Genomic DNA, 25040 nt, shown 5'->3' with positions numbered 1-25040 from the left:
CGACGTTTGACCAGCGAGTCGCGTCGTAGGATTCACACTCGGCGAGGCTGGGCTGGCCTAGGAGGTCTCCAGAATGGCCACGGCCGCCGCGGTGTCCCCTTCGTGGGTGAGCGACACGTGGATGGTCACGTCGGCCAGATGTTTGGCGATCTCGCCGGCGAGCCGGACCTTCGGTCGCCCCCACATGTCGGTGACCACTTCGATGTCGCGGTGTATGTCCTCCGGGAGCACCGGCCGTTGCGCAAACCGGGAACCGGACCAGGCCTTGATAACCGCCTCCTTGGCTGCCCAGCGGGCCGCCAGATGGCGGGCCGCCGACGAACTCTTGTCGGAGGCGTCGCGGCGCTCACCGGGGGTGAAGGTCGCCGAGAACACCGTTCCCGGTTGATCGACCTGCTCGGCGAAATCAGGAATGGAGACGAGGTCGATCCCCACTCCGACGATGCCCATGGGTGGCCAGGTTAACGGATGGTCACTCAGACCTGGTAAGCGTCCCCGTCCAGCCTGGCGTCCGGATTCAGCAGCATCGACGCCTCTTGCGGCTTCTCCGGTGCAGCGTGGTCGAAGCGACGGTCAGCCGGCCGCTCGTACATCGGCGCACCGCCGGCGATGGCCGAAGCCAGCCGCCGCTGCCCGGCCAGCAGGCGTGCGTCGGCACGCCGCTGGTAATCCGTTCGCTGCTCGTGATCCAACGAGGCGATGAACGCCTGCGGGTGCACCAGCGCGACCAGACCGGACACGTGGCCGAACCCGAGGCTGGTCAACAACCCGGCTTTGAGCGGGAACTTCTCGCCCAACCGCAGCGTCTCGCGAATCCACACGAAGTGCGCGGACCCGGCCAGTTCGTCGTCGACGCAGTCCAGGCTGCGGTTGGGGGGAATGACCCCGTCGCGCAGCATCTGGCAGAGCCCCATCATCTGGAATACCGCAGCACCGCCCTTGGCGTGACCGGTCAGGCTCTTCTGCGACACCACGAATAGCGGGGCACCCTCCGAGCGGCCCAGCGCGTCGGCCAGCCGCTCATGCAGTTCGGTCTCGTTGGGGTCGTTGGCTAGCGTTGACGTGTCGTGCTTGGAGATCACCGCGACATCGTCGGCGCCCACGCCCACCTTGGCCAGCGCCCGGGCCAGCGCCGAGTCCCTGCCGCCGCGGCCCGCGCCCAGCGCGCCCAAACCGGGTGCCGGGATCGACGTATGTACACCGTCGCCGAAGGACTGCGCGTAGGCGACGACCGCGAGCACCGGCAAGCCCATCTTCAACGCAAGGTCGCCGCGGGCCAGCAGAATGGTGCCGCCGCCCTGGGCCTCCACGAAGCCCAGGCGCCGCCGGTCGTTGGGCCTGGAGAACTTCGCGTCCGCGATGCCCCGGCCGCGCATCATGGACGTGTCGGCCGTGGCCGCCATGTCACCGAAGCCGATGATTGCCTCCAGCGTCAGGTCGTCCAGGCCGCCGGTCACCACCAATTCGGCCTTGCCCAGGCGGATCTTGTCGACCCCCTCCTCGACCGACACCGCCGCGGTCGCACACGCCGCAACCGGGTGGATCATCGCGCCGTAGCTACCGACATACGACTGAACCACATGCGCGGCAACAACATTCGGCAGAACTTCCTGCAGGATGTCGTTCGGCTTGTTCCGGCCCAACAGGTTTCCGTGGTACATGGTCTGCATCGACGTCATGCCGCCCATGCCGGTGCCCTGCGTGCTGGCCACCATGCTGGGGTGCACATAGCGCATGACTTCGGCCGGGCTGAATCCGGCGGACAGGAACGCGTCGACGGTCGCGACGATGTTCCACAACGCCACTCGGTCAATGGAACTGGCCATGTCGGGGCTGATCCCCCACACCGTCGGGTCGAACCCGGTGGGGATCTGCGCGCCGACGACCCGCGACAGCTTGGTCTTGCGCGGCACCCGAATCTCGCTGCCCGCCTTGCGGGTCACCTGCCAGTCGGTGGAATCGGCGATCGCCCGAACCACAGTGTGCTCGGGGTCGAATTCGGCGAAGGCGCGGGCGTCGGCCTCCGACGACACCACGAAGGTGAAGTCCTTGTCCAAAAACACCGACACCAGCAGCGGCGAAGCGTGATCGGGGTCGATCGCACCGTCGTCCACGAACTCGCGGATGCCGCAGCGCTCAACCACGATGTCGTGGTAGCGCTCGACCAGTTCGGCCTCGTCGACCAGATCGCCGGATCCGGTGTCGTACCAACCCGGTTGCGGGTCGTCTTCCCAGCGGATCAATCCCGTCGTCCAGGCCAGCTCGAGCACGCCGGCCGCCGAGAGTTCGTTCTCGACTTCCATCTCGAACCGGGTGCGCGACGAACCGTACGGGCCGATCTCGGCCCCACCGACGATTACCACCAGGTCGGCCGGGTCGACGGCCAGGTCGTCCCAGTCCGGCGCCGGGGCCGGGTTAACCAGCCGCGGCGGCGACGGCAGCGCGGCGATGACGCCTTCGGTGGCATCTTCCTCATCCGCGGCCGCCTCGGCCGACATCTCCTCGCGCGCTTTAGCCGCAAGCTCGGCCATGTCGAGGTTGGCTTCGCCCAGGCCACCGGTGAGATCGGCCTTGATCGGCGAATTTGCCGCGGCCACCTTGGACTCCACGTCGCACAGGCCGAGCAGCAGCGCGGCCATCTCGTCGGTCGAGTAGGTCGTAACGCCGGCCTCTTCGACCGCGGTGACGATCGCGTCGTTATGACCCATCAGCCCGGTGCCACGTGTCCAGCCGATCAGCGCGTGCGCGAGGCTGACCCGGGCCGCCCATGACGACTCGGCATGCCAACGGCTCACCACGGCGTCCAGCGCCGACTTGGCTTCGCCGTAAGCGCCGTCGCCGCCGAACATCCCGCGGTTGGGTGAACCGGGCAGCACCACGTGCAGCCGCGACGCGATGTCCCGCTCGGCGCCGATCGTCGACAAACCGCCGATCAGCCGCTGCACGGCCCACAGCAGTACCTTCATCTCCATCTCGGCGCGCGAACCGGCCTCCGACAGGTCGCCGACCACCCGCGGTGCTGCGAACGGGAACAGCAGCGTCGGGGTTTGCGCGTCCTTGATGTGAATCGATTGCGGCCCAAGGCTTTCGGATTGCTCGTTGCCTACCCATTCGACCACTGCGTCGATGTCGGAGTAGGACGCCATGTTGGCCGCCACCACCCACAGCGCCGCGCCGTAGCGGGCGTGGTCGCGGTACAGCGTGCGGTAGAAGGCCAACCGCTCGCCGTCGAGCTTCGAGGTGGTCGCGATGACGGTGGCACCACCATCGAGCAGACGGGCCGCGACAGCGGCCGCGATCGAACCCTTCGAAGCACCTGTCACGACAGCGACTTCGCTGCTGTACGGGCCTTGATCGGGGTTTTCGGCGCCCGCGGCGATCCTGCCGTACAGCGACGCGTGGATCTGCTTGCCCGCGGCCAGTGACTTGCCCTGCCACCAGGTGGCCTGGGTCGCCACGACGTGGCCGGCACCCTCGAATCGTTCCGATAGACGCGACCAGTCGGCGTCGATGTCGCCCTCGTCGGTCAGCCACAACTTGACCAGGTCCTCGCGGGCGCTGGCCCAGCGGTCGTCGAATACGACGGCCTTCTTGGCGTCGAACACCGGTGCCACCAAACGTGGCCAGTCCGAACCTAATTCGGTGGTCACCAAGTCGATGAGTTCGGCATCGGAGTTGGCCGCCGCGGCGCCGACCTGGTCGTCCAGGCCGAGCTGGTTGAGCACCAGCCGGGCCGCCGAGGCAAGCACACCGTCGCGACCGGTGATCTGCTCGGTGAACTCACTCAGTGCGGCCGCGTCGACGGTCGCACCGCCACCACCGCCGGCCGACGGCAGCGTCACCGAAATGCCACGCCGCGCGGCGACCGCAGCGACCGCGGCATCGATGGCCTTGTCGACCGAGCCGGCGTCGGCCAATGCACCCTCGTGCAGGTGGCCCATGGCGCCGCCACGAACGCTGGTGCCCTCGCGGGTGCCCAGGGCGACCTCGACCGTGACGTGCTTGGCCCAGCCCTCACCGAGTTCCCAGGTCTTCTTGACCCGCTCGGCGATGGCGGCCGGCCGCTTGCCCGAGGGGCCGAGGACCGTACGCAGCTGATCGTTGATCGCGTCGGAAAGCACTGGGCCATAAGGCTTGTACGTGCGGGCCAGCTTGGTGACCTGTGCCCGCAGCCCGGCCAGGTCGGCCTCGGCCGCACCATCGATCGCGCCGAGGTTCAGCTCGGAGCCCAGATCCACCAGCAGCTGGTTGCGTCGCGACGACGCGCCGTCGGTGATGGATTCGATGGAGTCCAGTTCCTCGATCTGGTCGATGCGCATCTTGGCCGAAATCGCGATCAGGGCCAGGGTTGCGTCCGCGGCGTCGAAAGCGATGTCGTCCGGGCGCGGACCACCCGACGGCGCCGCGGGCGCGGCGACCGGTGCAGCCGGAGCGGCTTCCGAAGAGACTTCGGACTCGGGTGCGGCGGAAACCTCTTCCTCTTCGGGCTCCGGCTCGGGGTCGGTGTCGGTGGCGAACAGCACCGCGGCGTCGCGCTCGGCGTTGAGCACTTCCACTGTGCTGTGGGCGTATTCGGGCAACTTGAGCGTGTTGGTGGCCAGGCCGGCCACGGTCGGCGCCGACTTCACGCCGATCTCGACGAACCGTTCCACACCCAGGCCACCGGCGGCCTGCTCGATGAACAGCAAGTCCTGGGTCTCGATCCAGCGCACCGGGCTGGCGAATTGCCATGCCAGCAGCTCGATTACGACGGTGCGCGCCATTTCATTGCGGCGCTCGCGCAGCCAGGTGTCGTAGTCGGCCAGAATCGGGTCGAGCGGTTCGGCGGGCACCAGGTCGCGAATCTCCTGGATGAAGTCGCGGTCCAGGGTGAACGGCCGCGGCACCAGGTTGGGGATGTAGCGCCCGATGATCATGTCGGGGTTCTGGTCGCGCGGCATGACCCGGTCCAGTGAGCGGCGGAACTCGGCCACACCGACCCGCAGCACCCGGGAGTGGAACGGAACGTCGATGCCGGGCACCAGGATGAACGAACGCCGTCCGCCGGTGAGCTCACGGCGGCGCTCCACCTCGGCTTCCAGCGCCTCGAGACCGCGGACGGTACCGGCGATCGCGTACTGCGAGCCGCGCAGGTTGAAGTTCACGATCTCAAGGAATTCCCCGGTGCTCTCAGCGATCCCGGCGACGAACGCGGGAACCTCGTCGTCTGGAAGGTCGATTTGCGACGGCCGGATCGCGGCCAGCCGGTAGTTGGAGCGGCCCAGCTCGTCGCGCGGCACGATGTCGTGCATCTTCGACCCACGGTGAAACACCGTCTCCAACAAGGCTTCCAACTCGTAGATGCCCGTCACGCAGGCCAGCGCGGTGTACTCGCCGACCGAGTGGCCACAGGCGATGGCACCTTCGACGAAGGCGCCCTGCTCGCGCATCTCGGCAACCTGCGCGGCCGCCACGGTTGCCATCGCGACCTGGGTGAACTGCGTCAGGTACAGCACCCCGTCGGGATGGTGGTAGTGCACGCCGCTGGCGATGATGCTGGTCGGGTTGTCGCGCACCACGTGCAGCACCGAGAAGCCGAGGGTGTCACGGGTGAACCTGTCCGCGGTGTCCCACACCTTGCGGGCCGCCTTGGACCGGGCCCGAACATCCATGCCCATGCCCTTGTGCTGGATGCCCTGGCCGGGGAACGCGTAGACCGTCTTGGGCGCGGCCAGGCGCGCCGACGCCGACATCACCAGATCCGAGCCGATGCGGGCGGCTACCTCCAAAACCTCTGCGCCCTGGTCGATTCCGACGCGCTCGACGCGGAAGTCCACCTCGTCGCCCGGACGCACCATGCCCAGGAACCGCGCGGTCCAACCGATCAGGCGCGCCGGTGGGCGGGCTTGCCCGTCGGTGGCGGTCACCGCGTGCTGCGCGGCGGCCGAGAGCCACATGCCATGCACGATCGGGGATTCCAGACCCGCCAGCAGCGCGGCCGCCCGGTCGGTGTGAATCGGGTTGTGGTCACCGGAGACCACCGCGAACGGACGCATGTCGACCGGCGCGGTCAGCGTGACGTCACGGCGGCGGCGACGCGGGGTGTCGGTGGCGTTCTCGGATACCGCACCGCCCGCGCGGACGGGATCGGAAAGCTCGGCATGGCCGGTGCGCCCAAGGATCGCGAACCGCTCGTCGAGGGTTGCGATTATTGCGCCGTCGGGCCCGGTGACCGTCACCGACACTGGCACGACCCGGCCCATGTCGGTGTCGGTGGCCGCCGAAGCCGTTGCGACCACGCCTAATTGAGCCGGTTCGGCCGGCAACTGACCGGTCACGTGCGCGGCGTGGTCCAGGTGCACCAGGCTCAGCAGGCCCTCCAGCACCGGCACGCCGGCCTCGGTGGCCGCCGCGCCGATGGCCGCGAAAACCGCTGGCCAGCACAGGCCCACGAGCGCGTCGGGCACGGTGGTGAGGCCGGGCGCCAACGGCTCGCCGAAAGTGGCGGTGACCCCGGTGTGGTCGGCGACCCGCTCCGGGTCCCAGTCCACGGTCAGCGTGGCTGTTCCGTTCTGCACCGGCGGCAGCGCGTCCGGCCCGTCGACACCGGCGGCGATGGCCAGCACCGAGCGCATTGCGGTGGCGGCGTCCTCGGCCGACACCACCGGGATGCCGCCGTCAATTGTGTTGGGAGGCAGCGTAAACCGAATGTCGATCCAGGTGTCCGAAACCGGAACGCTCAAAACGGCATCCTGGCCGTCGAGTTGCAGTCGCGCACCGGTGGATGAGTGTGTGGCCCGGGAACTTTGGGGTTCATCATTGACCAGCCAGTCGACCGGGTCCGCGATGCGGTGCACCGGGTTGATGGCGGTGCGCCCCGCCCACAGCACATCTGGGGCGTCCAGCACGACGGCCAACGGTCCGGTGACGTCGGGTCGGCCGAGTCGGCGCGAGGTTACCTCCCGCGGCTCGGATCCGGCGCCGAGAACTTCGACCACCTCGTCTATGGCGGCTTGTTCGAAGCGGTCCAGCAATTCGCCGACCGGCTCGTCCATTCGGGTGATGCCAGCAACCGCAGCGGTGCCGGGAATGATGCACACCTGGTCGGCGTCGTAACGCGCGTCGTGCGCCTGCCACAGCGAGTCGCTGCGCCACCAGCGCCGGACATCCTTGTCGATGACGGGCACGAAGTTGACCGGCTTGCCCAACGTCTTGCACAGCGTCACGAAGAACGGCACATCCGCGGGGTGCAGTTGCACGGTTTCGGCGTCGGGGTAGCGCTGCAGCAGCAGGTCGATCGCCGTGGAGGGGTTCTCCAGTAACGCTGCCTCGTCGAACAGCGTGTCGATGGGGCCGAAATCCTTTGGGTGCAAACGTGCTTCGGCACGCTTCAGCATCTCCTCGAAGCGGTCACGCCAGGTGTCGGCCAGCCACGGGCTGCCCGGCGCGGCGGTGTCGGCGGTCGAGTTGCCTTCTCCGATGGCCAATTCGACGTAGCGCTGCAGCCATTGCAAGTAGGTCATCTCCGCGGCATCACCGAAGTACGGCTTGGCGGTGTTAGCCATGGCCGCGATGATCTCGTCGCGCCGCTCGGCAACCGCATCGGCGTCGCCGGCGACCTCGTCGAGCAACCGGCCGCAACGTGAGGCGCTGTTGTCGATCTCGTGAATGTCGGCACCGAGCTGGCTGCGGCTGGAAGCCATGCCGCCCTGGGCTTTTCCGGCGCTGATCCAGTGGTCGGTGCCCTGGGTTTCGACCAGCATCCGCTTGACCGACGGCGACGTGGTGGACTCCAACGTCGCCATCGCGGCGGTGCCGACCAGGATGCCGTCGATCGGCATCAACGGGAAGCCGTATGCCTGCGCCCAACGGCCGGACAGGTATTCGGCCGCCCGCTCCGGCGTACCGATACCGCCGCCGACGCACACGGTGATGTTGGCCCGCGACCGCAACTCCGAGTAGGTCGCCAGCAGCAGGTCGTCGAGGTCTTCCCAGGAGTGGTGGCCGCCGGCACGCCCGCCCTCGACGTGCACGATCACCGGCTTGGTGGACACCTCGGTCGCGATGCGGATCACTGAACGGATCTGCTCGATCGTTCCAGGCTTGAACACCACGTGGCTGATGCCGATGTCGTTGAGCTCATCGATCAGATCGACAGCTTCTTCCAGATCCGGAATGCCGGCGCTGACCACCACGCCGTCGATCGCCGCGCCGGACTGGCGGGCCTTTTGCACCAGACGCTTGCCGCCGACCTGGAGCTTCCACAGGTAGGGGTCCAGGAACAGCGCATTGAACTGATAGGTGCGGCCGGGCTCGAGCAGTCCGGACAGCTCGTCGATGCGGTTGGCGAAGATCTCCTCGGTGACCTGCCCACCACCGGCCAACTCCGCCCAGTGTCCGGCGTTGGCCGCGGCGGCAACGATCTTGGCGTCGACGGTGGTGGGTGTCATGCCTGCCAGCAGAATGGGCGAGCGGCCGGTCAGCCGGGTGAACTTCGTCGAGAGCTTGACGCGGCCGTCGGGCAGCCGGACGACGGTCGGTGCATAACTCGACCAGGGCCGGGCGACCTCGGGGGTGGCTCCGACGGTGAAGAGGTTGCGCTGACCGCCGCGGGTCGCCGCCGGCACGATGCCGATGCCCAGGCCACGAATCACCGGAGCCGTCAGCCGGGTCAAAATGTCGCCGGGGCCCAGGTCGAGAATCCAGCGTGCCCCGGTCTCGTGGACCCGGGTCACCTCTTCGACCCAGTCGACCTTCTGCACCAGGATGGCGTCGGCCAGTCCGCGCGCCAGCTTGACGTCGAGTCCGACCTTCTCAGCCCAGCCGCCGACGATGTCGATGCCGTCGGCCAGCCGCGGGGTGTGGAAACCCACCTCCGTGCGGACGGGGTCGAAAACCGGCGCGAAGACGTCACCGCCCCGGATCTTGTTCTTGCGGTCGGCTTCTTCCTTCTCCGAAATCTGCCGGCAGTACAGCTCGAAGCGGGACAGCTGTTCGGGGGTTCCCGTGATGACCACCGAACGCCGGCCGTTGCGGATGGACAGCACCGGTGGCAACACCGTGCGGACGTCCTGCGCGAACTCGTCCAGTAGGCGCCCGATGCGCTCCGGATCGGCGTTGGTGACCGAAACCATCGGCGGCCGATCACCGAGCACCGAGATCCCCCGCCTGCGCGCCACCAGCGTCCCCGCGGCACCGATCAGCTGGCCCAACGCCAACAGCTCGACGTCACGGTCACCGCGGGCCTTGAGCGCCTCAACCGCCAACACGCCCTGCGAGTGCCCCACCAGGGCTACCGGCGGGGTGGCGATGAGGTCCATGCCCTGCCGAGCCAGCGCACGCACCGCCGCGATCTGGGTGAGCAGCACGCCCGGCAGTGACACCGCGGCCGAGGTGAGGTGCTTTTCCGACGGCACCGTATCTTCGGCGGCCAGCGAACGCACCCACTGCAACGGCTCGAAGCCGATCGGACGAACGACGACCAGCTCCTTGGCGACCGGCTCCAGCAGCAGCTCCACCTCACCGACCAGCGTGGCCAGTTCGGATTCGATCCCGGCCGACGACACAAGTTCTTCGAGGGTCTCCAACCACGCGCTGCCCTGGCCGCCGAAGGCGACAGCATAGGGCTCACCGGCCGTCAGACGATCGACCAGAGCATGGGTGCTTTGCGGCCCGTTTTCTTCGCGGTCAGCGGACACCCGGTCGTGCTCGTGGATCGTCACGTCTTTATCTCCTGTATGCCTCTATATGCGTCTACGTATCGGTTCGTTCGGCCGGTCCCAGGACACCCGTGCCGGGGGCGTCATCGATTCCGCATCGAATCGCAGTCCAAAATCGACTAACCGGTGTGTTGTCAGGGGCCGGCTCGTGGGTCGAGCGGCGCCCGGAACTGCAGCGGCCCTCATAAGAGTGTCATAAGGAATGGTCCACTTTTTTTACGCCGATCGGTTACTGGCGAGTTCTACGCGCGGGTAACCGTGTCGCGGGTAACACCACGCTGAATCAGCGGCGCGGCTCTGCCGAACAAACGTCCTGCATGTAGGTGGTTACGGTCGAGTAGCTATAACAGCGCTGTTCAAAGCAGTATTGTTACCAAATCGTTATGTTAAAAATCCGCGCTTCGGGGGCCGCGCGACGTCGCGCTGTGAGAAGGATCTCGGTTCCGCCGAGGCGGGCGACGCCGTTGAGCGAGCGAACGAGTGTTTGCTGGAGGTCGGGCGACAGAACTTACTGATGCGTAACTTTATGCCCACTGGCCGAACTGAGGCTTCAATATTTCGTTGATATCGACCCCCACCCCGCCGACCTGACGCTTGTCAATCTCAACTTGGTGCAGATGGGCAGCCGGGTGGGTGTAGCCCTTGGGTGAACCCCAGTTGTGTTGCCAGAAATAGGCACCCAGGCCGTCCTTGATCGCCCAATCGATCGTCTTCGAGTTGGCGTACACGCCGGTGCGCTGGTGTCCGATCACCGACTCCCAGGACTGTAGGTAGGGCACGATCTGCGTCTTGTACTGGTCCAATGACGGATTGTCGTCGATCGAGGCATAGATCGGGGCACTGGCCGGCCCGCCTGCGGCGGCGTGCAACTCCGCTCCGCGCTTGGCATGCTGCAGCCCCGCTGCGCCACCGCCCAGCCAGTCCGACGTACTGCCCTTTCCGTACTGATAACAGGACACGATCTTCAGCCCGCCACCGCTGAGGTCACGGGCCTCGGTCAGTTGAATCGGCTTGCCGAGCATCCACGCGCCGCCGGGCCGCCGGTCAGAGACATACCGGATCGCCCCAACGGCGCCGGCCGCTCTGATCTGGCTGGCGGGGATGACGCCGGCCGCATAGTCCAGCAGGGTGCCCAGCGAGGCCGACGCCGGCGGCGCTTGCAGCGACGCCGCCGCTACTCCGAGACCCAACAGACCCGGAGTTGCGGCCGCGAATTTGAGCACGTCACGTCGCGATACCGGCACATGCCACAGAGTACGACAAAAACCCCTTTTGACACATTGACACCAGCAGTCACATGTGCATCACATTGCTACAACTTCGTCAGCGGACCCAGTGGCGCTGTATGGCGCCCACCGCCCCCAGCATCGCGTACGGGCCGGTCACGACGACGAGGCTCAGCAGTGAGCGGACCCGGGGATCGCCGCGCTCGAGGTTTTTCAATTCCATCGCGGCGTTGAGGTTGTCCAGCGTGTCGACCATGAGACCGAGGTATTGCCAACGCCGCCGGTTGGGTTCGTCGCTGCCGAGATAACCGATGCCAAGGGCCAGGGCGCGGGCCCCGAATATGCGGATCAAGTACTTGGTTTCGGTGGACAGCAGCTGGTCTGGCACGCCGTTCATCCGGGTTTGGGAACGAGGAGACGCAAATGCACTGGCGCCCAACAGTATCCGGCCAACCGCCGCGGCGGCAAAGGCGCGGCGCAGCACCCTGGGTTGCGGCGGCAAGGCCGGCGTGGTGATCGGTGTTGTGCTCATGTGGTCAGTCTTGGCCGTCCACATAATCATGTCGATTACCTTCGAGGTAGTGGTTTCCGGCCGCGTAATGGCGTTAGGTTCACAAAGATGTCCGCGGGTATTGCGGTGCGCGAGTGGCGCACTCGTCGGCGTTTGAGCCAAATGGAACTCGCGCATCAGATCGGCGTCTCGCCGCGCCACCTCAGTTTCGTCGAGACCGGTCGGGCCAACGCCAGCCGCGCATTGTTGCTACGAATCGGCGAGCAACTGGATCTGCCACTCGACGCCCGCAACCGGCTGCTGCTCGACGGCGGCTATGCGCCCGTTTTCGGTGAACATACGTTAGACACCGAGCCGATGCGGCCGGTGAAGGCGGCCATCGACTCGGTGCTGGCCGGCCATGCCCCATATCCGGCCGTCGTCACCGATGCGTGCTGGAACCTCGTCGCCGGGAACGTCGGTTGCACCCTGCTCGCCGAAGGGCTGGACTCCGAGCTGCTGCGACCGCCGATCAACGTCATGAGATTGTGTCTGCACCCGCGCGGCTTGTCACGGCGGCTACTGAACTTCGCCGAGGTACACGCGTCCATCCTGCGCCGGGTTCGCCGGCACGCCGACGTCACCGCGGCACCCGACGTCCGCCGGCTCTACGAAGAACTGGCGGGCTATCCGGCGCCCGGGAGAGTCGACCGCGGCGAGCAGGCCGGCGAGCTCTATGTCCCGTTTCATCTCGCCGCCCTCGACGGCACCGAGCTACGGTTCGTCAGCACCATCGCCACCTTTGGCAGTCCGTTGGACATTTCCGTGGAAAGCCTTGCCATCGAGTCGTTCTTCCCGGCCGACGAATCCACCTCCGCCTACCTGCATCGTCTCGACGGCACCCAGCGTCTGCGGATGATCGCCGAGCAGTACCCGCAGCTGCTGCGCTTCCTCGGCTCGGGCTAGAGCCACGTTGGCCTTATTCTTGCTGTCACTATAAAGTTAGTGAAGTTACGGTGAGCGCTCACTGCAACGGGGGTTCGCATGGATCACGATCAGCTCATCGACCTCACCCGACGGGCACTGAAGCTGGCGCGCGATAAAACCACCGACCTTGCCGCCCAGCAGTACACCGTTCCCGCCCGTGAGTACACCTCCGTGGAACGCCACGACCTCGACCGAGCCATGGTGTTGTCCAGTCCGCAACTGGTCGGCTACGTCTCGGAACTTCCCGGTCCCGGCAGCTATTGCACCAAGACGGTGATGGGCCGATCCATCCTGCTGACCCGGACATCCGATGAAACGGTTCGGGCTTTCGACAATGTCTGCCTGCACCGGCAGTCGCAGGTGGTCACGGGTTGCGGCACCGCCAAGCGCTTCACCTGCCCGTATCACGCCTGGACGTACGACAACACCGGGCGCCTGGTCGGTCTGCCGGGCCGCGAGGGCTTTCCCGACGTGGCGCTGAAGTCCGACAGCCTGACCGAACTTCCGGCCGTCGAGTTCGCCGGATTCCTTTGGGTGGCAATGACTCCCGGTACCGACCTGGACGTCGCGGCGCACCTGGGAGAACTTGCCGACGAACTGGACTCGTGGGGCATCGGCCGGTGGTCTCCGTTGGGCGAGAAGGTACTCGACTCCCCCATCAACTGGAAGCTCGCCGTCGACACGTTCGCCGAGAACTACCACTTCGCGACCGTGCACCGGCAAACCTTTGCCACCATCGCGCGCAGCAACTGCACGGTATTCGACTCGTACGGGCCGCATCACCGGTTGATCTTCCCGCTCAACGCGATCCTGGACTTGGACAACGCTTCCGAGGACCAGTGGGATCCTTTCCAGAACATGGTGGTGATCTACGCGCTGTTCCCCAACATCGTGCTGTCGGTGACGATTGCCAATGGCGAGCTGTTCCGGGTCTACCCCGGTGATCGCCCGGGCAGATCCGTTACGGTGCATCAGAATTCGACGCCGTTGGACCTCTCCGACGAATCGGTGGCCGCCGGTGCGCAAGCCGTCTTCGAGTACGCGCATGCCACGGTGCGCGACGAGGACTACCGGCTGGTCGAGGGGCTGCAGGCCAACCTCGAATCCGGAGCCCGGGACCGGCTTGTGTTCGGCCGCAACGAACCAGGGCTGCAACATCGACATATCACGTGGGAGCAGGCGATAGCGCCGCGATCAGATCGTCGATAATGGCGTCGATCTTGTCGTCACGGCCGCGCCGCGCCCGCGTCAGCAGTTCTTTCGCCTCGACGTACTGGCCCGAGTTCACCAGCGGGACAAGCTGATCCACCATCTTGTGCAGGTCTGGGTCGGCCGGTTCGGCGTTGGCAATGGTGGTGGTCAAGACCTCCACGAGTTCCCAGTCCCGGTACAGCGCAAGCGAACGCTCGTTGAAAGCGAAGGCACTCACCGGCTGACCCGCAAGCGTTCCGTGGTATCGATAAGGACCTTCCATGTATTCGATCGGCAGGCCGTGTGCGGGAGCGGGTACCAGCGGCTCACCGACGATGTCCAAACCCAAAGCGGCACAGATGATTCGATGGCGGTCTGGCAGGTAGCTGGCCGGCGCGGGCGGACGAATCAACGGCTGGATTTCGTCGGGCCACCGCACGTAGCTCTCGATCGTGATCTGGAAGTCCTCGGTGCACTCCGGCGCCTGGGACGGGTCGGGATAACTGGCCGTCACTCCGGTAAACGGTTGCAGGGCATTGCGGTTTCTGCGGTCGAATTGGCGCCAGATGCTCATGTCGACGCCGTTGTCGAAATTGATCGTGCGCCATTCATGCGACCTGGTCCGTGGTGGTTCCCCGGTTCCGCCCCCGGCGTACAGCGGAAACCACTGCCGGTCGACGTGACCTGCGGCGCCGGACACCTGAACGATGAGGTCTCCCCAGCGCAGCGTTCCGGTCATCGTCATCCCGGTCTGGAAGTAGGAGTAGGTGTCGGGCTGGCCGAAGCAGACGATCTTGCCGTTGTAGGTTGAGGCGCCCACCGGTGTGGGGGCGCGGGTGGGCGTCACGTCCAGGTCGAGCCGCATGGGGCGGCCGGCCTGGTCCGTGCCGGCCAGGCTGACGCCGTAGCTGTACGGCAGTAGTTCGCCGTCGCCGTCGCGACGGGTAACCCATGACGCGGTGCCGGCGTCGCAGCGGTATCGCAGATCCAGATGCCCGGCGGCGGCCGAAAGCTTGGGCTTGGCTCCGGGTTCCATGCTGGCCGGTGGCATGTCGTAGTCCGTATAGGTGCCGTATTCGCCGGTATCCAGATCGAACAACGCCAGCGTGTAGAAGTCGGCGACGACCGAACCGCCGGGCCGGTTCTTGTTGAAGATGGTCAGGAATGCGAACGAGCGGGCGGTGTCTGGCGCGTCGAGCTGGCCCGCGAGGAACCATGTGTCGGATTCCTGGTCGGGGTGGTCGCCCTCGGCTGCGGGGAACTCCAGCCAATCGTCCCCGGGTACCAATTGAAAGGGATATCGGCGCCAGTCGTCGTTCATGCCACAGCCCGGCTTTGCATTTTTGCTATGTTAGCGCCAATAGTAAAGTTGCGGTCGTGACGCACGATCCTGACCACCTTTGCTACGACGAACTGTTCATCGGTGGACGCTGGCGCAAACCCGCTACGCGAAAACGACTCAGCGTCATCTCCCCGCACTCCGAAGAACCGATCGGTCACGTCCCCGCCGCCAGCCCCGAAGACGTCGACGCCGCCGTTGTCGCCGCGCGTGGGGCCTTCGACCACGGTCCCTGGCCGAGGTTGGAAGTCGCGGAGCGGATGCGCAAGCTCGAAGTATTGGCAGCCGTTTACGGCGGCCATCTCGACGAGATGGCCGATCTGATCACCGCGGAGATGGGTTCGCCTCGCAGCTTCAGCAGGCTGGGCCAGGCGGCTGGGGCCGCGTCGATGATGCATCTGGCGCTGGCGGCCGCTCGTGACTTTCCGTGGGTGGAACGTCGCCGGGGCGTACTGGGTGAAGCGCACCTGCGCCGCGGCCCGGTGGGCGTGGTGGGGGCGATCGTGCCGTGGAATGTTCCCCAGTGTGTGCTGATCCCCAAGTTGTTTCCGGCGCTCATCGCGGGCTGTACGGTGGTCGTGAAGCCAGCACCCGAAACACCTTTGGACTCTTTGTGGTTGGCCGAAATGATCGACGGACTCGATCTGCCCGAGGGCGTGGTATCGGTGGTGACCGGCGGACCGTCGGTCGGCGAGGCGCTGGTGCGCCATCCCGGCGTCGACAAGGTCGCGTTCACCGGATCCAGCGCAACCGGACGCCGTATCGCGGCCCTGTGTGGCGAGCAACTCAAGCGAGTGAGCCTGGAACTGGGCGGCAAGTCGGCAGCGATCATCCTCGACGATGCCGACGTGACGAAAACCGTCGCCGGCTTGAAGACGGCCGGCCTGATGAACAACGGCCAGGCGTGTGTGGCGCAAACCCGCATCCTGGTCAGTCAACGCCGCCACGACGAGGTGGTCGAGGCGCTGGCGGACATGATGTCGGGTCTGCACGTCGGCGATCCCACCGACGAGCGAACCGACATCGGACCTCTTGTCGCACAACGACAACAGCAACGCGTATGGGACTACATCCGCTCGGGCCGGCAGGAAGGGGCCCGGTTGGTGCTCGGTGGTGACGAGAGCCCAGCGCGGCGCGGCTGGTATGTGCAGCCCACGCTGTTCACCGACGCGACCAACGAGATGCGCATCGCCCGCGAGGAAATCTTCGGCCCCGTCCTGACGGTGCTGACCTATCAGGACGAGGACGACGCCGTCCGGATCGCCAACGACAGCGAGTACGGTCTGGCCGGCTCGGTGTGGACAGCCGACACCGCCCACGGACTCGAGATCGCCGGCCGCGTGCGCGCCGGCACTTACGGCATCAACATGTACCAACTCGACATCAGCAACCCGTTCGGCGGCTTCAAGCATTCGGGCATCGGGCGTGAATTCGGACCTGAGGGTCTCGACGAGTACGTCGAGTTGCAATCGGTGGTGTGCAACGGAAAGATGCCGCCACTCAACGGGATTCAGGAAACTGCAGGGTGATCTCGACCGGGCAGCACAGCTCCCCGTGCTGATTGGTCACCTCGATCCGGACGTCAACGAGGTAGCGCGGCGGGTCGACGGTGTCGTCACACCGCTTGGCCACCGCCCGCCCCCGGCCGACCATGGTGTCGCCCGCGTAGATCGAGCCGGCCAGCCGCATGGAGCGGCGCACCACGCGCGTTGCCGGGCCGGCCCATTCGGTCGCGACCCGGTCGGCGAAACCGGCCAGGTGCATGGTGTTGACGTAAATCGTTGGATTGCCCTGACGTTGGGCGTAGGCCGGGTCGAAATGCCCCGGAAAGTAGTCCCAGGTGGCTCCGGCGTTTTCCACCACGCGCTGGTAGCTGATCTCGTCGGCGACCTCGGGCAGGTCGACGGGAACCTCGATGTCGTTCCAGTCCAAATGCATATCGCTCACGAGGCCGTCTCAGGGGTGAAGCGGAACAACGTATTTCGGTTGATGGCCACCACCGCGCCGTCCTGACGCCGATACGTTTCCTGCGTCTCGACGAAATGCCCGACAGCCAGCCGAGTCCGCTTCTCCGGCGAAACCGACACCAGTTCCTCGACCACGGTAAGCCGATCGCCCTCGACGATGGGCTGCAGGAACTCAACGTCGTTGGCGGCGTTGATGAACGTGGTTCCCGGCAGCGGCACCCGCAACGCAATCGACGCCGCCGGCGCCCTGCCGCCGGGCTGCCATGGCGGCGGCACCAACCATCCCATCAGCAGCGCCGGCGGAGCCAGTAAACCGCCCCACTGGTGCCGGGCGTACTCGGCATCCCAATACGAACGATTCGGGTCACGCACCATCGCGGCGAACAACTGAATTCGTGCGCCGCTGACCGCCGTCGCCGCGGACCGCGGTTCGCTTTTCGCGCCGACCATTTGCAGCGCATCTTCATAGGTACCGAAGGCCAGTTGGTAACTGACCCCGTTTTCGGCACCGCTCACATGACGAGCGGGTGCCGGCTGGGCACCGAATCCCATTGCAGGGCCCGGGAAGTGAAGAACCAGCCGCCGCGTTCGTAGATCAGCCGGTCCCGGAATGTCCCGGTGGCCCGCAGCGTGGTGTCGCCGTACACGGCGGCAAAGAGCACAACGACGCAGCGCTGGGTGGCGTTGACACCGTCGACCTGGATCTCATGGTCGAGGCTGACCAGCCGCTGCCCGTCGCCACCGTCGAAAGCCGCACGCAGGTCGGTGAATATCTCGCCCTCACGGGTGTAGCTGGCTCCGGCATGACGGAAGGTGGCGATCCACGCGTCGCGGTCCCCGTCCGAATAGGCGCGATTATGCCGGGCGGTTAGATCAAGGATCGCGGCGCGGCCCGTCGCGGCCTGGAGCATCTGCTGCTCCTGATAGGTCATGGTCATCGTTGATCTTCAACCTCTCCGCGGGGAACGACGGGACCGGCGTTACATGGACGTAACATTAGCGCCTCAGCGGCTAACTCTGTAGCCGTGATTTTCACGATCCCACGCCGCCTGGCTTAGGCCACGGGCCCGCAATAAGTCTTTACGTATCCGCCCAATGCCGTTCTTCGGGAGTTCATCAACCGTCTCCACGAATCTCGGCACACAGAAGTAGGGCATCCGGGCCGAGCAATGGTCGAGCAAATCCGCGCAATCCAATACTGACCCGGGCTGCAATGTCACGACCAACAAGATGTCGTCCTCCCCCAATTCGCTGGGCACCGCGACCGCGGCGGCTTCGGCCACCGAAGGATGGCTCATGGCGGCGGTCTCGACTTCCACCGAGGAGACGTTCTCGCCGCGTCTGCGCAGCGAGTCCTTCAGCCGGTCCAAATAGGTCAGGTTCCGGTCACTGTCGAACCTGCCGAGATCGCCGGTGCGAAACCACTCCTGGTGCGGCTCAACCCGCAATCCGCTACCTACGTACCCTTCGCTCATCACATGCGGGTATCTGGGCCGGCAGGCGATCTCCCCGACCGCCCCGGTCGGCAACTCGGCGCCGTCGCCGTCGACGATCCGCACCTCGAAGCTCGGATTGGGCTTACCCGATGTTCCTGGAACCCCTTGTTCGTCAACGCCTTTCACCGCGATTGGAAATGCCTCGGTCATCCCGTACATCGTGACGATCCGACACCCGTAGCGCTCTTCGACGGCGCGGTAGGAATTCGCATCGATGGGTGCCGCGGAGATGAACCGTAGCGGCAACTGCGCGTCACGGGGATCCTCCGGCAGGTTTTGCAGCATCGTTACCATCGCACCAGCGCCGACGAACCCGATGGCATCGTGGGCGCGCACGTCGTCCCATACTTGGCCGGGGTGAAAGCCGCCGGCGAGCACGGTGGTTCCCCCGACCAGCATTGGGGCCAATACGGTGGGTGCCGCACTCAGGTGAAAAAGGGGCATCGCGGTCCACAACGCTTCTTGTGAACGGAATTTCCAGGCCGCGGCGGCGGTCGCGGCGACCGTGAACAGGTAATGCCACGACGTGGCAACGGCTTTCGACGGCCCCGTGGTGCCCGAGGTGAAGAACAGTGCGCCCACGTCCCCAGGCGCTGCGCTATCGTCGGGACCGGCGGTGACGTCGGGAAGTGAATCCCCGTTCAGCACAACGCAATCCGTATCCAGCTGATCGGCTACCTCCTCGACCCGCGGGCGCCGCTGCGCGTCGGTGAGAATCACCTTGGCCTGCGACAGCCGCAGGTTGTGCACCAGGAAGTCGCCCTTGTTCGCCGCATTCACCGCCGCGCTCACCGCGCCGATCCGTGCGGCGCCCAGCCAGAAGTAGATCCATTCCGGGCAGGTTGCTGTGAACAGCGCGACGCAGTCACCGCGCCCGATGCCGTTGTCGGCCAACACCTTCGCCGCCGCGCAAGACCGCCGCCGCATCTGCTCGAAGGTGACCTCGGCGCCGGCGATCGACAACAGCACCCGATCGGGATGCTGCTCGGCCCGCCGGTCCAGCACGGCCGGCACGGTGAAAAGTTCGACACCGAAATCGGCGGGACCCAGCGGCCCGCTCATCAGGCTTCCGCTGCAGCCGGATCCGGCTCGCCCTGCGCGGTGTATCCGAAGTCGCTGGGCGACGGTTGCTCGCTCGGGTAGAAGCGGTGCGCCCAGCGGCGCAGGGCCGCGTAGTCGCGGGCCTCTTCCGGAGCGAGGTTCGGCTTCTCCAGGTACTTCATGTTCTCCCAGGTGAAGAAGTCCTGCTTGATGACCTCTTGCTGCAGCGCCAGGAATTTGGCGGCACGGCCGGTGGGCGCGTCGCCGCTGTCGCCGGGCTCGCGGATGGACGCCTGGGTGTAGAAGTAGTCGGTGTAATCCTCGTCGACCGGTGTCTGCCCGGTGACCTGGATAGTGGCCACCAGATCACTGGGGAACCGGACGATTCCCAGCCCCAGCGAGTAGTTGTCATAGATGATCTTGGCGTCGACCGGGCCGTTAGGGGTCAGCCAGGTCTTGGCCCGGCCGCCACCGAAATTGGCATTGACGGTGGCGTGCAGGTGATATCCCGAGACGTCGAACGACGCGGTGTTGGCGGGGTTGGCGGCCTTGTGCACGTACTGAACGTGATACGGGTCGGCCGCGTTTTCGATGATCATCTGCGGGTGCACCTTCACCCGGTTGAGCATCTGGGTGTGCGGGTGCAGCGGGTAGTACTCGTTGGTCTCGAGCTCCGGCAGCACCGGTGGCTGCCAGTACGGCGGCCGGCCGTGGCGTTCGTGCCAGGCCAGGATGAATCCGTACCACTCCATCGCCGGGTAGGTGCGGATCCGGACGTTGTTCTTGCAGCCGATCTTGCTGTACGGGATCAGCGCATTGGTGCCGTCGCCGCGCCAGTGCCAGCCGTGCCAGGGGCAGACGATGTTCTCGCCTTCTACCGTGCCGCCGACGCCGAGGTTGGCGCCGAGGTGTTGACAGTATGCGTCCAGCACATGCACCTGAGCGGAGGCGGTGCGGAACAGCACCAACTCCTCACCGAAGTAGTGGACGCGCTTGACGTCACCGGCGCCCAGCTCGTTGGCGAAGCCGACGATGAACCATCCCGTCGGGAACCGGTACGACGACAGCGCAATGCCACTAGGCCCGAACTCCCGTTCCGACGGATCGCTGGCCGGGTCTGAGATGGTGTTCGTCACGAGCTCTCCGCTTCGACTGCTGGCTCTATTTTTACTATTTTAACTATTGAACGTGCAAGCGCCAGCCTTGTCCGCTTTTACTCGATGATTTTCAGCGCCGCCCTCGGACATTGTTCGACGGCGGCGCGGACGTCGATCTCCCGCCCTTCCGGCACCGGGCCGTCGGCGATCTGAACCACATCCTCATCGCCCAACTCGAAGATGTCCGCCGCAATCGATTCGCAAAACCCGTTGGCCTCACACAGATCCGGGTCCACTTTGACTCGCATCGAACGCCCCTTTCGCTCTATAGGCCGCGGTGGCCTACACCGACCGCGCAGTATTTCTTCATTGTGCTCGTCGAGCGTCGTCGCGTCTGTACTCCCAAATGTGTCGGTGTTGCATGTATAGAGTGCTGTTCAGTGTGGACGACCACAGACGGCTGGGGGCAGCAGTGATCACCGGTGAACTCAAGAACAAGGTCGACCGCGTATGGGACGCGTTCTGGTCCGGGGGGATCTCCAATCCCTTGGAGGTGATCGAGCAGATCACGTACCTGTTGTTCATCCGTCGTCTCGACGACCTGGACACGCTGGCGGAGAAGAAAGCGCGCATCACCGGTACAAAGGAAGGCGTCACCTTCGGGCCCGGGCAGCAGCACCTACGGTGGTCCAAGTTCAAACACGAAGAGCCCGCGCTGATGCACAAGACCGTCGCCGACGAGGTCTTTCCGTTCTTGCGCACGCTCGGCGGCGACGGCTCGACGTACTCGGTGCACATGAAGGACGCCCGCTTTACCATCCCGACGCCGCAGCTGTTGTCGCGAGTTGTAGACATGCTTGACGCCATTCCAATGACCGACCGCGACACCAACGGCGATCTGTACGAGTATTTGCTTTCGAAGATCGCCAGTGCCGGAGTCAACGGGCAGTTCCGCACGCCGCGGCACATCATCAAGCTCATGGTCGAGATGATGGCACCGCAACCCAGCGACGAAATCTGTGATCCCGCTTGCGGCACCGCGGGTTTCCTGGTCGCCGCGGCGGAGTACGTCCGTGAGCACCACCCGAGCGTGATGACCAATGCCGAACAGCGACGCCACTTCCACGCCAGCATGTTTCATGGCTACGACTTCGACTCCACCATGCTGCGTATCGGTAGCATGAACATGCTGCTGCACGGCATCGAGTCACCGGACATTCGTTACCGCGACTCGCTGTCGGAAGGCGCCAGCGAGGACGCCGAGAAGTACACGCTGATCCTCGCCAACCCGCCGTTCGCCGGCTCGCTCGACTACGAGTCGACGTCCAAGGATCTGCAGCGGGTCGTGAAGACAAAGAAGACCGAATTGCTTTTTCTCGCACTGTTTCTCAAACTGCTCAAGCCAGGCGGGCGGGCGGCGGTCATCGTGCCCGAGGGAGTGCTCTTCGGATCTTCCAAGGCACACAAGGAACTTCGCCGCATCCTCGTCGAAGATCAGAAGCTGGACGGCGTTGTAAAACTGCCGTCGGGTGTGTTCAAGCCGTACGCTGGCGTGTCAACCGCGATTTTGTTGTTCACCAAGACGAATTCCGGTGGTACTGAGCACGTTTGGTTCTACGACGTGCACGCCGATGGCTTTTCGCTTGACGACAAGCGCAACCCAATCGAGGCGAATGATCTGTCGGACATGCTGATGCGGTGGAAGGCTCGAACGACTTCTGAGCGTGAACGGACATGCACTGCGAAGTCCTTTTGCGTGCCGAAGGACGACATCGTCGCACAGGGTTACGACCTATCGCTCAACCGCTACAAGGAGGTCGTTCACGACGAGGGCCAGCATCGACCGCCGCTGGACATCATCGCCGATATCGAGAGGCTGGAGGCGGACATCTCGCAGGGGCTGGCTCGGCTGAAAGCGATACTGTCGTGAAGTGGCCCGTCGTAACACTGGGGAGCGTATCGAACGCAGACGGTCAATATGGTGTCTCGTTGTCCGCTCGCCAATGGAGAACCGGGGATCCCCGGTACATTCGCATCACCGATATCGGTGCTGACGGAGTCCTGAACTCAGTCAGGGTGGCGCCCCAAGGCGATCGTCGCGATTGGGAGAAAGCTCTGCTCCGGCAAGGTGATCTGCTGTTCGCTCGATCTGGTGCAACAGTTGGAAAAACCTATCTGCATTCGGATTCTGACGAGCCTGCCGTTTACGCTGGCTACCTGATCAAATTCCACCCCGACAACAATCAGATTCTTCCGGAATACCTGTTTCGGTACACGCAGACCTCTGAATATCGAGCATGGGTCGCATCCAGTCGGAAAGCTGTTGCGCAACCAAACATTAACGCCAAACAGTTTGCCACCCTACCGATCCCACTTCCTCCAATCGACGAGCAGCAGCGCATTACTGCGATCCTCGATCAAGCCGACGCGCTTCGCGCCAAGCGTCGCCGAGCCTTAGCCCATCTCTATGACCTCGCCCAGTCGATCTTCATCGATATGTTCGGACATCCCGATAGCGAATCGAGCACGGGACCGACGGTGAGGTTGGGCGAGGTCGCCGGCCTGCAAGGTGGGCGCAATCTTGTGGCTAACGACGAGGCAGCTGCCTCCGAATTCCGCGTTCTGAAGATCAGTGCTGTGACGTCGGGCCAGTTCAGGGGGACAGAATCCAAGCCCCTTCCCGTCGGTTATCAGCCACCCGCTCAGCACATCGTGCGACAAGGAGACCTTCTAATCAGCCGGGCGAACACGACTCAGTTGGTTGGTGCCGTCGCTTACGTCCAGGACGTACCTAAGAACCTCGTGCTTCCCGATAAGATCTGGCGTTTTGTTTGGCATGATCCTGAAAGCGTCCCCTTGTATTACCGGGCGCTCTTCGGGACACCATCGATTCGGCGACGCATTAGCCAGCTTTCGAGTGGGACGGGGGGATCCATGAAGAACATCTCGAAGACCAAGCTGCAGCAACTGGAATTGCCCGCGGTGGACATCGCCAAACAGCGTGAATTTGCTCGCCGCGTAGCGGCCATCCCCCGGCCAGGGCTAACAGAGCTGAATGAATTGTTCGCTTCGCTTCAATCCCGCGCATTTACCGGCCAGCTGTAGGCGGCCGATGACGGGCAAGCAAGTCAAGCTCTTCCTCGTCGACGGCGCGGCAGGCGGACTGACCACGGCAGAGATCAGCAACTGGACCGGAAAGATCGTTAGCGCACCGCGCTCCAAGCTCGCCGAGCTTGTGGCTCGGCCCGAGGCCGCCAAAACTGGTGTGTACCTGTTGATCGGGGACGACCCCGAGGTGGTGGGTGGCATTCGACTGTATGTCGGCGAAACCGATGTTCTCTCAAAGCGTCTGCGTGATCACCACGCGAAAAAGGACTTCTGGGATCGGGCACTGCTCATCGCATCGACAGACGATAACCTCACCAAGGCGCACGCCCGCTACCTCGAATCCGAACTGATTCGCATCGGGCTTGCTGCCGGGCGCTCGACGCTGGAGAACACCACGTCGCCTGACCGGCCTGCACTGCCTGAGGCCGACAAGGCCGTTATGGAAGAGTTCATCCGCGAACTCCATATTTTGTTGCCAGTCCTCGGCATCCATTTGTTCAGGAGCCGTAGCGCGATCGCGTCGGTATCCCCAGCGGTCGTTTCCGAGTCTTCGTCGCCAATCTTCCGGCTCGCGGTGCCAAAGTTCGGTATCGATGCACGTGCTCAATTGGTCGATGGCGAGTTCACGGTACTGGCCGGGTCCACCGTCGCAGCCGAAATCCGCGCGAACGAGAAATATGCGGCGTCGACGGCGTCGGCCTATTCGGCCTATGAGGCGATTCACCGCAAGCTCCGCGAGGACGGGACCATTGACATCACCAGGTCCCCCGCGGTAACGACCCGGGACGTGCAGTTCACGTCGCCGTCGACCGCCGGCTCCATCGTCACCGGCAGATCATGTAATGGTCGCCAGGCGTGGACGAGCGACGCCGGCATCACGTACGGGGCGTGGGAGACTCGCGGTGTGCAGCAGTAGGGTGCGGCCTCGTCAGAAATCGCGACGACGCACGACCATTGATAGATGCTAGGCGCCGTCCCCCTTCATTACGCTTAAAGCCCTAGCCGTAAGCGCATGCACCCTCCCTGAACAGATAGCAATGTGTCCGGGAGTCGCGACATGTTGTCCGAGTCGCCAGCTCAACGGCTTCACGGTTCAGCGCCTGCTTGATACTTCTTTTCCGCGCACTCGGCACGCGCAGCTAACTCGATAAGGCCGATCTCGCGCCGCCGCAGGAGCGTAGACCGAAGCCCTCCCAGCTGAATGGGATCGGTATCCGTCTGCATCCATTTGTGATACATTCCAAGCCGTGGCTGAGCGGTTCGATCTGGATCTGCTCGACGAGGACGACCCCTTTGAAATCGACGCGCAGGCCGCACACCTGTTCAAACACCCACGCCTGGGCATGGTCAAGTCCAGGGACGTGGTGTACGACGTCGTCGTGTGATTCTTCGATGTGATG

The 25040-nt window shown here is 64.9% G+C and carries 18 protein-coding genes; 7 read left to right on the top strand and 11 right to left on the bottom strand.

The features are described from left to right. Nucleotides 1-57 precede the first annotated feature (57 nt). The 4 genes from acpS to BST12_RS11875 form a co-directional block, all read right to left on the bottom strand. On the bottom strand, nt 58-450 hold the full coding sequence (gene acpS / locus BST12_RS11895; RefSeq protein ID WP_083113334.1) for a holo-ACP synthase AcpS: 393 nt from the start codon (nt 448-450) through the stop codon (nt 58-60). A 26-nt stretch (nt 451-476) separates the two neighbouring features. Then, the gene (locus BST12_RS11890) at nt 477-9701 is read right to left on the bottom strand and encodes a type I polyketide synthase (RefSeq protein ID WP_083113333.1); all 9225 of its coding nucleotides are present in this window, start codon (nt 9699-9701) and stop codon (nt 477-479) included. Nucleotides 9702-10222: 521 nt separating this feature from the next. Next, complete coding sequence (locus tag BST12_RS11880) at nt 10223-10942, bottom strand: DUF1906 domain-containing protein (protein ID WP_083113332.1); 720 nt, start codon at nt 10940-10942, stop codon at nt 10223-10225. A 79-nt stretch (nt 10943-11021) separates the two neighbouring features. Further along, on the bottom strand, nt 11022-11456 hold the full coding sequence (locus tag BST12_RS11875; RefSeq protein ID WP_083113331.1) for a hypothetical protein: 435 nt from the start codon (nt 11454-11456) through the stop codon (nt 11022-11024). Between the two features lie 87 nt (nt 11457-11543). On the opposite strand from BST12_RS11875, the gene BST12_RS11870 reads away from it, so the two are divergent. Continuing rightward, the gene (locus BST12_RS11870; RefSeq protein ID WP_083113330.1) at nt 11544-12380 is read left to right on the top strand and encodes a helix-turn-helix domain-containing protein; all 837 of its coding nucleotides are present in this window, start codon (nt 11544-11546) and stop codon (nt 12378-12380) included. A 78-nt stretch (nt 12381-12458) separates the two neighbouring features. After that, on the top strand, nt 12459-13610 hold the full coding sequence (locus BST12_RS11865) for an aromatic ring-hydroxylating oxygenase subunit alpha (protein WP_083113329.1): 1152 nt from the start codon (nt 12459-12461) through the stop codon (nt 13608-13610). On the opposite strand, the gene BST12_RS11860 is transcribed toward BST12_RS11865, so the two are convergent. Further along, nucleotides 13567-14913, bottom strand: a complete 1347-nt coding sequence (locus BST12_RS11860) for a secreted hydrolase (protein WP_083113328.1) — start codon at nt 14911-14913, stop codon at nt 13567-13569. The two genes, BST12_RS11865 and BST12_RS11860, sit on opposite strands and share 44 nt — an antisense overlap. A gap of 56 nt (nt 14914-14969) precedes the next feature. Here BST12_RS11860 and BST12_RS11855 point away from each other — a divergent pair, with 56 nt between their 5' ends. After that, nucleotides 14970-16460 carry an aldehyde dehydrogenase gene (locus BST12_RS11855; RefSeq protein WP_083113327.1) on the top strand — a complete coding sequence of 497 codons (1491 nt, stop codon included), beginning with the start codon at nt 14970-14972 and terminating at the stop codon, nt 16458-16460. On the opposite strand, the gene BST12_RS11850 is transcribed toward BST12_RS11855, so the two are convergent. The 6 genes from BST12_RS11850 to BST12_RS11825 form a co-directional block, all read right to left on the bottom strand. Then, a complete protein-coding gene (locus BST12_RS11850) occupies nt 16432-16869 on the bottom strand; it encodes a MaoC/PaaZ C-terminal domain-containing protein (protein WP_276029956.1) in 438 nt (145 codons plus the stop codon). The genes BST12_RS11855 and BST12_RS11850 overlap by 29 nt on opposite strands. Before the next feature lie 5 nt (nt 16870-16874). Continuing rightward, on the bottom strand, nt 16875-17348 hold the full coding sequence (locus BST12_RS11845) for a MaoC family dehydratase (RefSeq protein ID WP_245850265.1): 474 nt from the start codon (nt 17346-17348) through the stop codon (nt 16875-16877). A 62-nt stretch (nt 17349-17410) separates the two neighbouring features. Beyond that, nucleotides 17411-17836, bottom strand: coding sequence for a nuclear transport factor 2 family protein (locus BST12_RS11840; RefSeq protein WP_083113324.1), 426 nt, complete (start codon nt 17834-17836; stop codon nt 17411-17413). Nucleotides 17837-17902: 66 nt separating this feature from the next. After that, nucleotides 17903-19456: an AMP-binding protein gene (locus BST12_RS11835; RefSeq protein ID WP_083113323.1), complete on the bottom strand. Its 1554-nt coding sequence runs from the start codon at nt 19454-19456 to the stop codon at nt 17903-17905. Beyond that, a complete protein-coding gene (locus BST12_RS11830; protein WP_083113322.1) occupies nt 19456-20571 on the bottom strand; it encodes an aromatic ring-hydroxylating oxygenase subunit alpha in 1116 nt (371 codons plus the stop codon). The genes BST12_RS11835 and BST12_RS11830 overlap by 1 nt, the downstream gene beginning before the upstream one ends. 77 nt (nt 20572-20648) lie before the next feature. After that, a complete protein-coding gene (locus BST12_RS11825; RefSeq protein ID WP_083113321.1) occupies nt 20649-20840 on the bottom strand; it encodes a ferredoxin in 192 nt (63 codons plus the stop codon). Between the two features lie 164 nt (nt 20841-21004). Between BST12_RS11825 and BST12_RS11820 the strand changes: the two genes are divergently transcribed. The 4 genes from BST12_RS11820 (at nt 21005) to BST12_RS31970 (ending at nt 25025) form a co-directional block, all read left to right on the top strand. Continuing rightward, nucleotides 21005-22462, top strand: coding sequence for a type I restriction-modification system subunit M (locus tag BST12_RS11820; protein WP_083113389.1), 1458 nt, complete (start codon nt 21005-21007; stop codon nt 22460-22462). Further along, on the top strand, nt 22459-23637 hold the full coding sequence (locus tag BST12_RS11815) for a restriction endonuclease subunit S (RefSeq protein ID WP_083113320.1): 1179 nt from the start codon (nt 22459-22461) through the stop codon (nt 23635-23637). The genes BST12_RS11820 and BST12_RS11815 overlap by 4 nt, the downstream gene beginning before the upstream one ends. Before the next feature lie 7 nt (nt 23638-23644). Continuing rightward, nucleotides 23645-24556: a GIY-YIG nuclease family protein gene (locus tag BST12_RS11810; protein ID WP_083113319.1), complete on the top strand. Its 912-nt coding sequence runs from the start codon at nt 23645-23647 to the stop codon at nt 24554-24556. A gap of 331 nt (nt 24557-24887) precedes the next feature. Next, nucleotides 24888-25025: a hypothetical protein gene (locus BST12_RS31970; RefSeq protein ID WP_170062107.1), complete on the top strand. Its 138-nt coding sequence runs from the start codon at nt 24888-24890 to the stop codon at nt 25023-25025. Nucleotides 25026-25040: the final 15 nt, after the last annotated feature.

This window comes from Mycobacterium angelicum (genome assembly GCF_002086155.1).
GTDB classification, from domain to species: Bacteria; Actinomycetota; Actinomycetes; order Mycobacteriales; family Mycobacteriaceae; genus Mycobacterium; species Mycobacterium angelicum.
The sequence above is the reverse complement of the archived record's forward strand: the minus strand, read 5'-3'. Positions and strand labels throughout refer to the sequence as shown.

Bases quoted from the DNA above. Each gene is read 5' to 3' on its own strand.
- acpS (WP_083113334.1), bottom strand. From the start codon at position 450: ATGGGCATCGTCGGAGTGGGGATCGACCTCGTCTCCATTCCTGATTTC.
- BST12_RS11875 (WP_083113331.1), bottom strand. From the start codon at position 11,456: ATGAGCACAACACCGATCACCACGCCGGCCTTGCCGCCGCAACCCAGG.
- BST12_RS11870 (WP_083113330.1), top strand. From the start codon at position 11,544: ATGTCCGCGGGTATTGCGGTGCGCGAGTGGCGCACTCGTCGGCGTTTG.
- BST12_RS11865 (WP_083113329.1), top strand. From the start codon at position 12,459: ATGGATCACGATCAGCTCATCGACCTCACCCGACGGGCACTGAAGCTG.
- BST12_RS11860 (WP_083113328.1), bottom strand. From the start codon at position 14,913: ATGAACGACGACTGGCGCCGATATCCCTTTCAATTGGTACCCGGGGAC.
- BST12_RS11850 (WP_276029956.1), bottom strand. From the start codon at position 16,869: ATGCATTTGGACTGGAACGACATCGAGGTTCCCGTCGACCTGCCCGAG.
- BST12_RS11845 (WP_245850265.1), bottom strand. From the start codon at position 17,348: ATGGTCGGCGCGAAAAGCGAACCGCGGTCCGCGGCGACGGCGGTCAGC.
- BST12_RS11840 (WP_083113324.1), bottom strand. From the start codon at position 17,836: ATGACCATGACCTATCAGGAGCAGCAGATGCTCCAGGCCGCGACGGGC.
- BST12_RS11835 (WP_083113323.1), bottom strand. From the start codon at position 19,456: ATGAGCGGGCCGCTGGGTCCCGCCGATTTCGGTGTCGAACTTTTCACC.
- BST12_RS11825 (WP_083113321.1), bottom strand. From the start codon at position 20,840: ATGCGAGTCAAAGTGGACCCGGATCTGTGTGAGGCCAACGGGTTTTGC.
- BST12_RS11810 (WP_083113319.1), top strand. From the start codon at position 23,645: ATGACGGGCAAGCAAGTCAAGCTCTTCCTCGTCGACGGCGCGGCAGGC.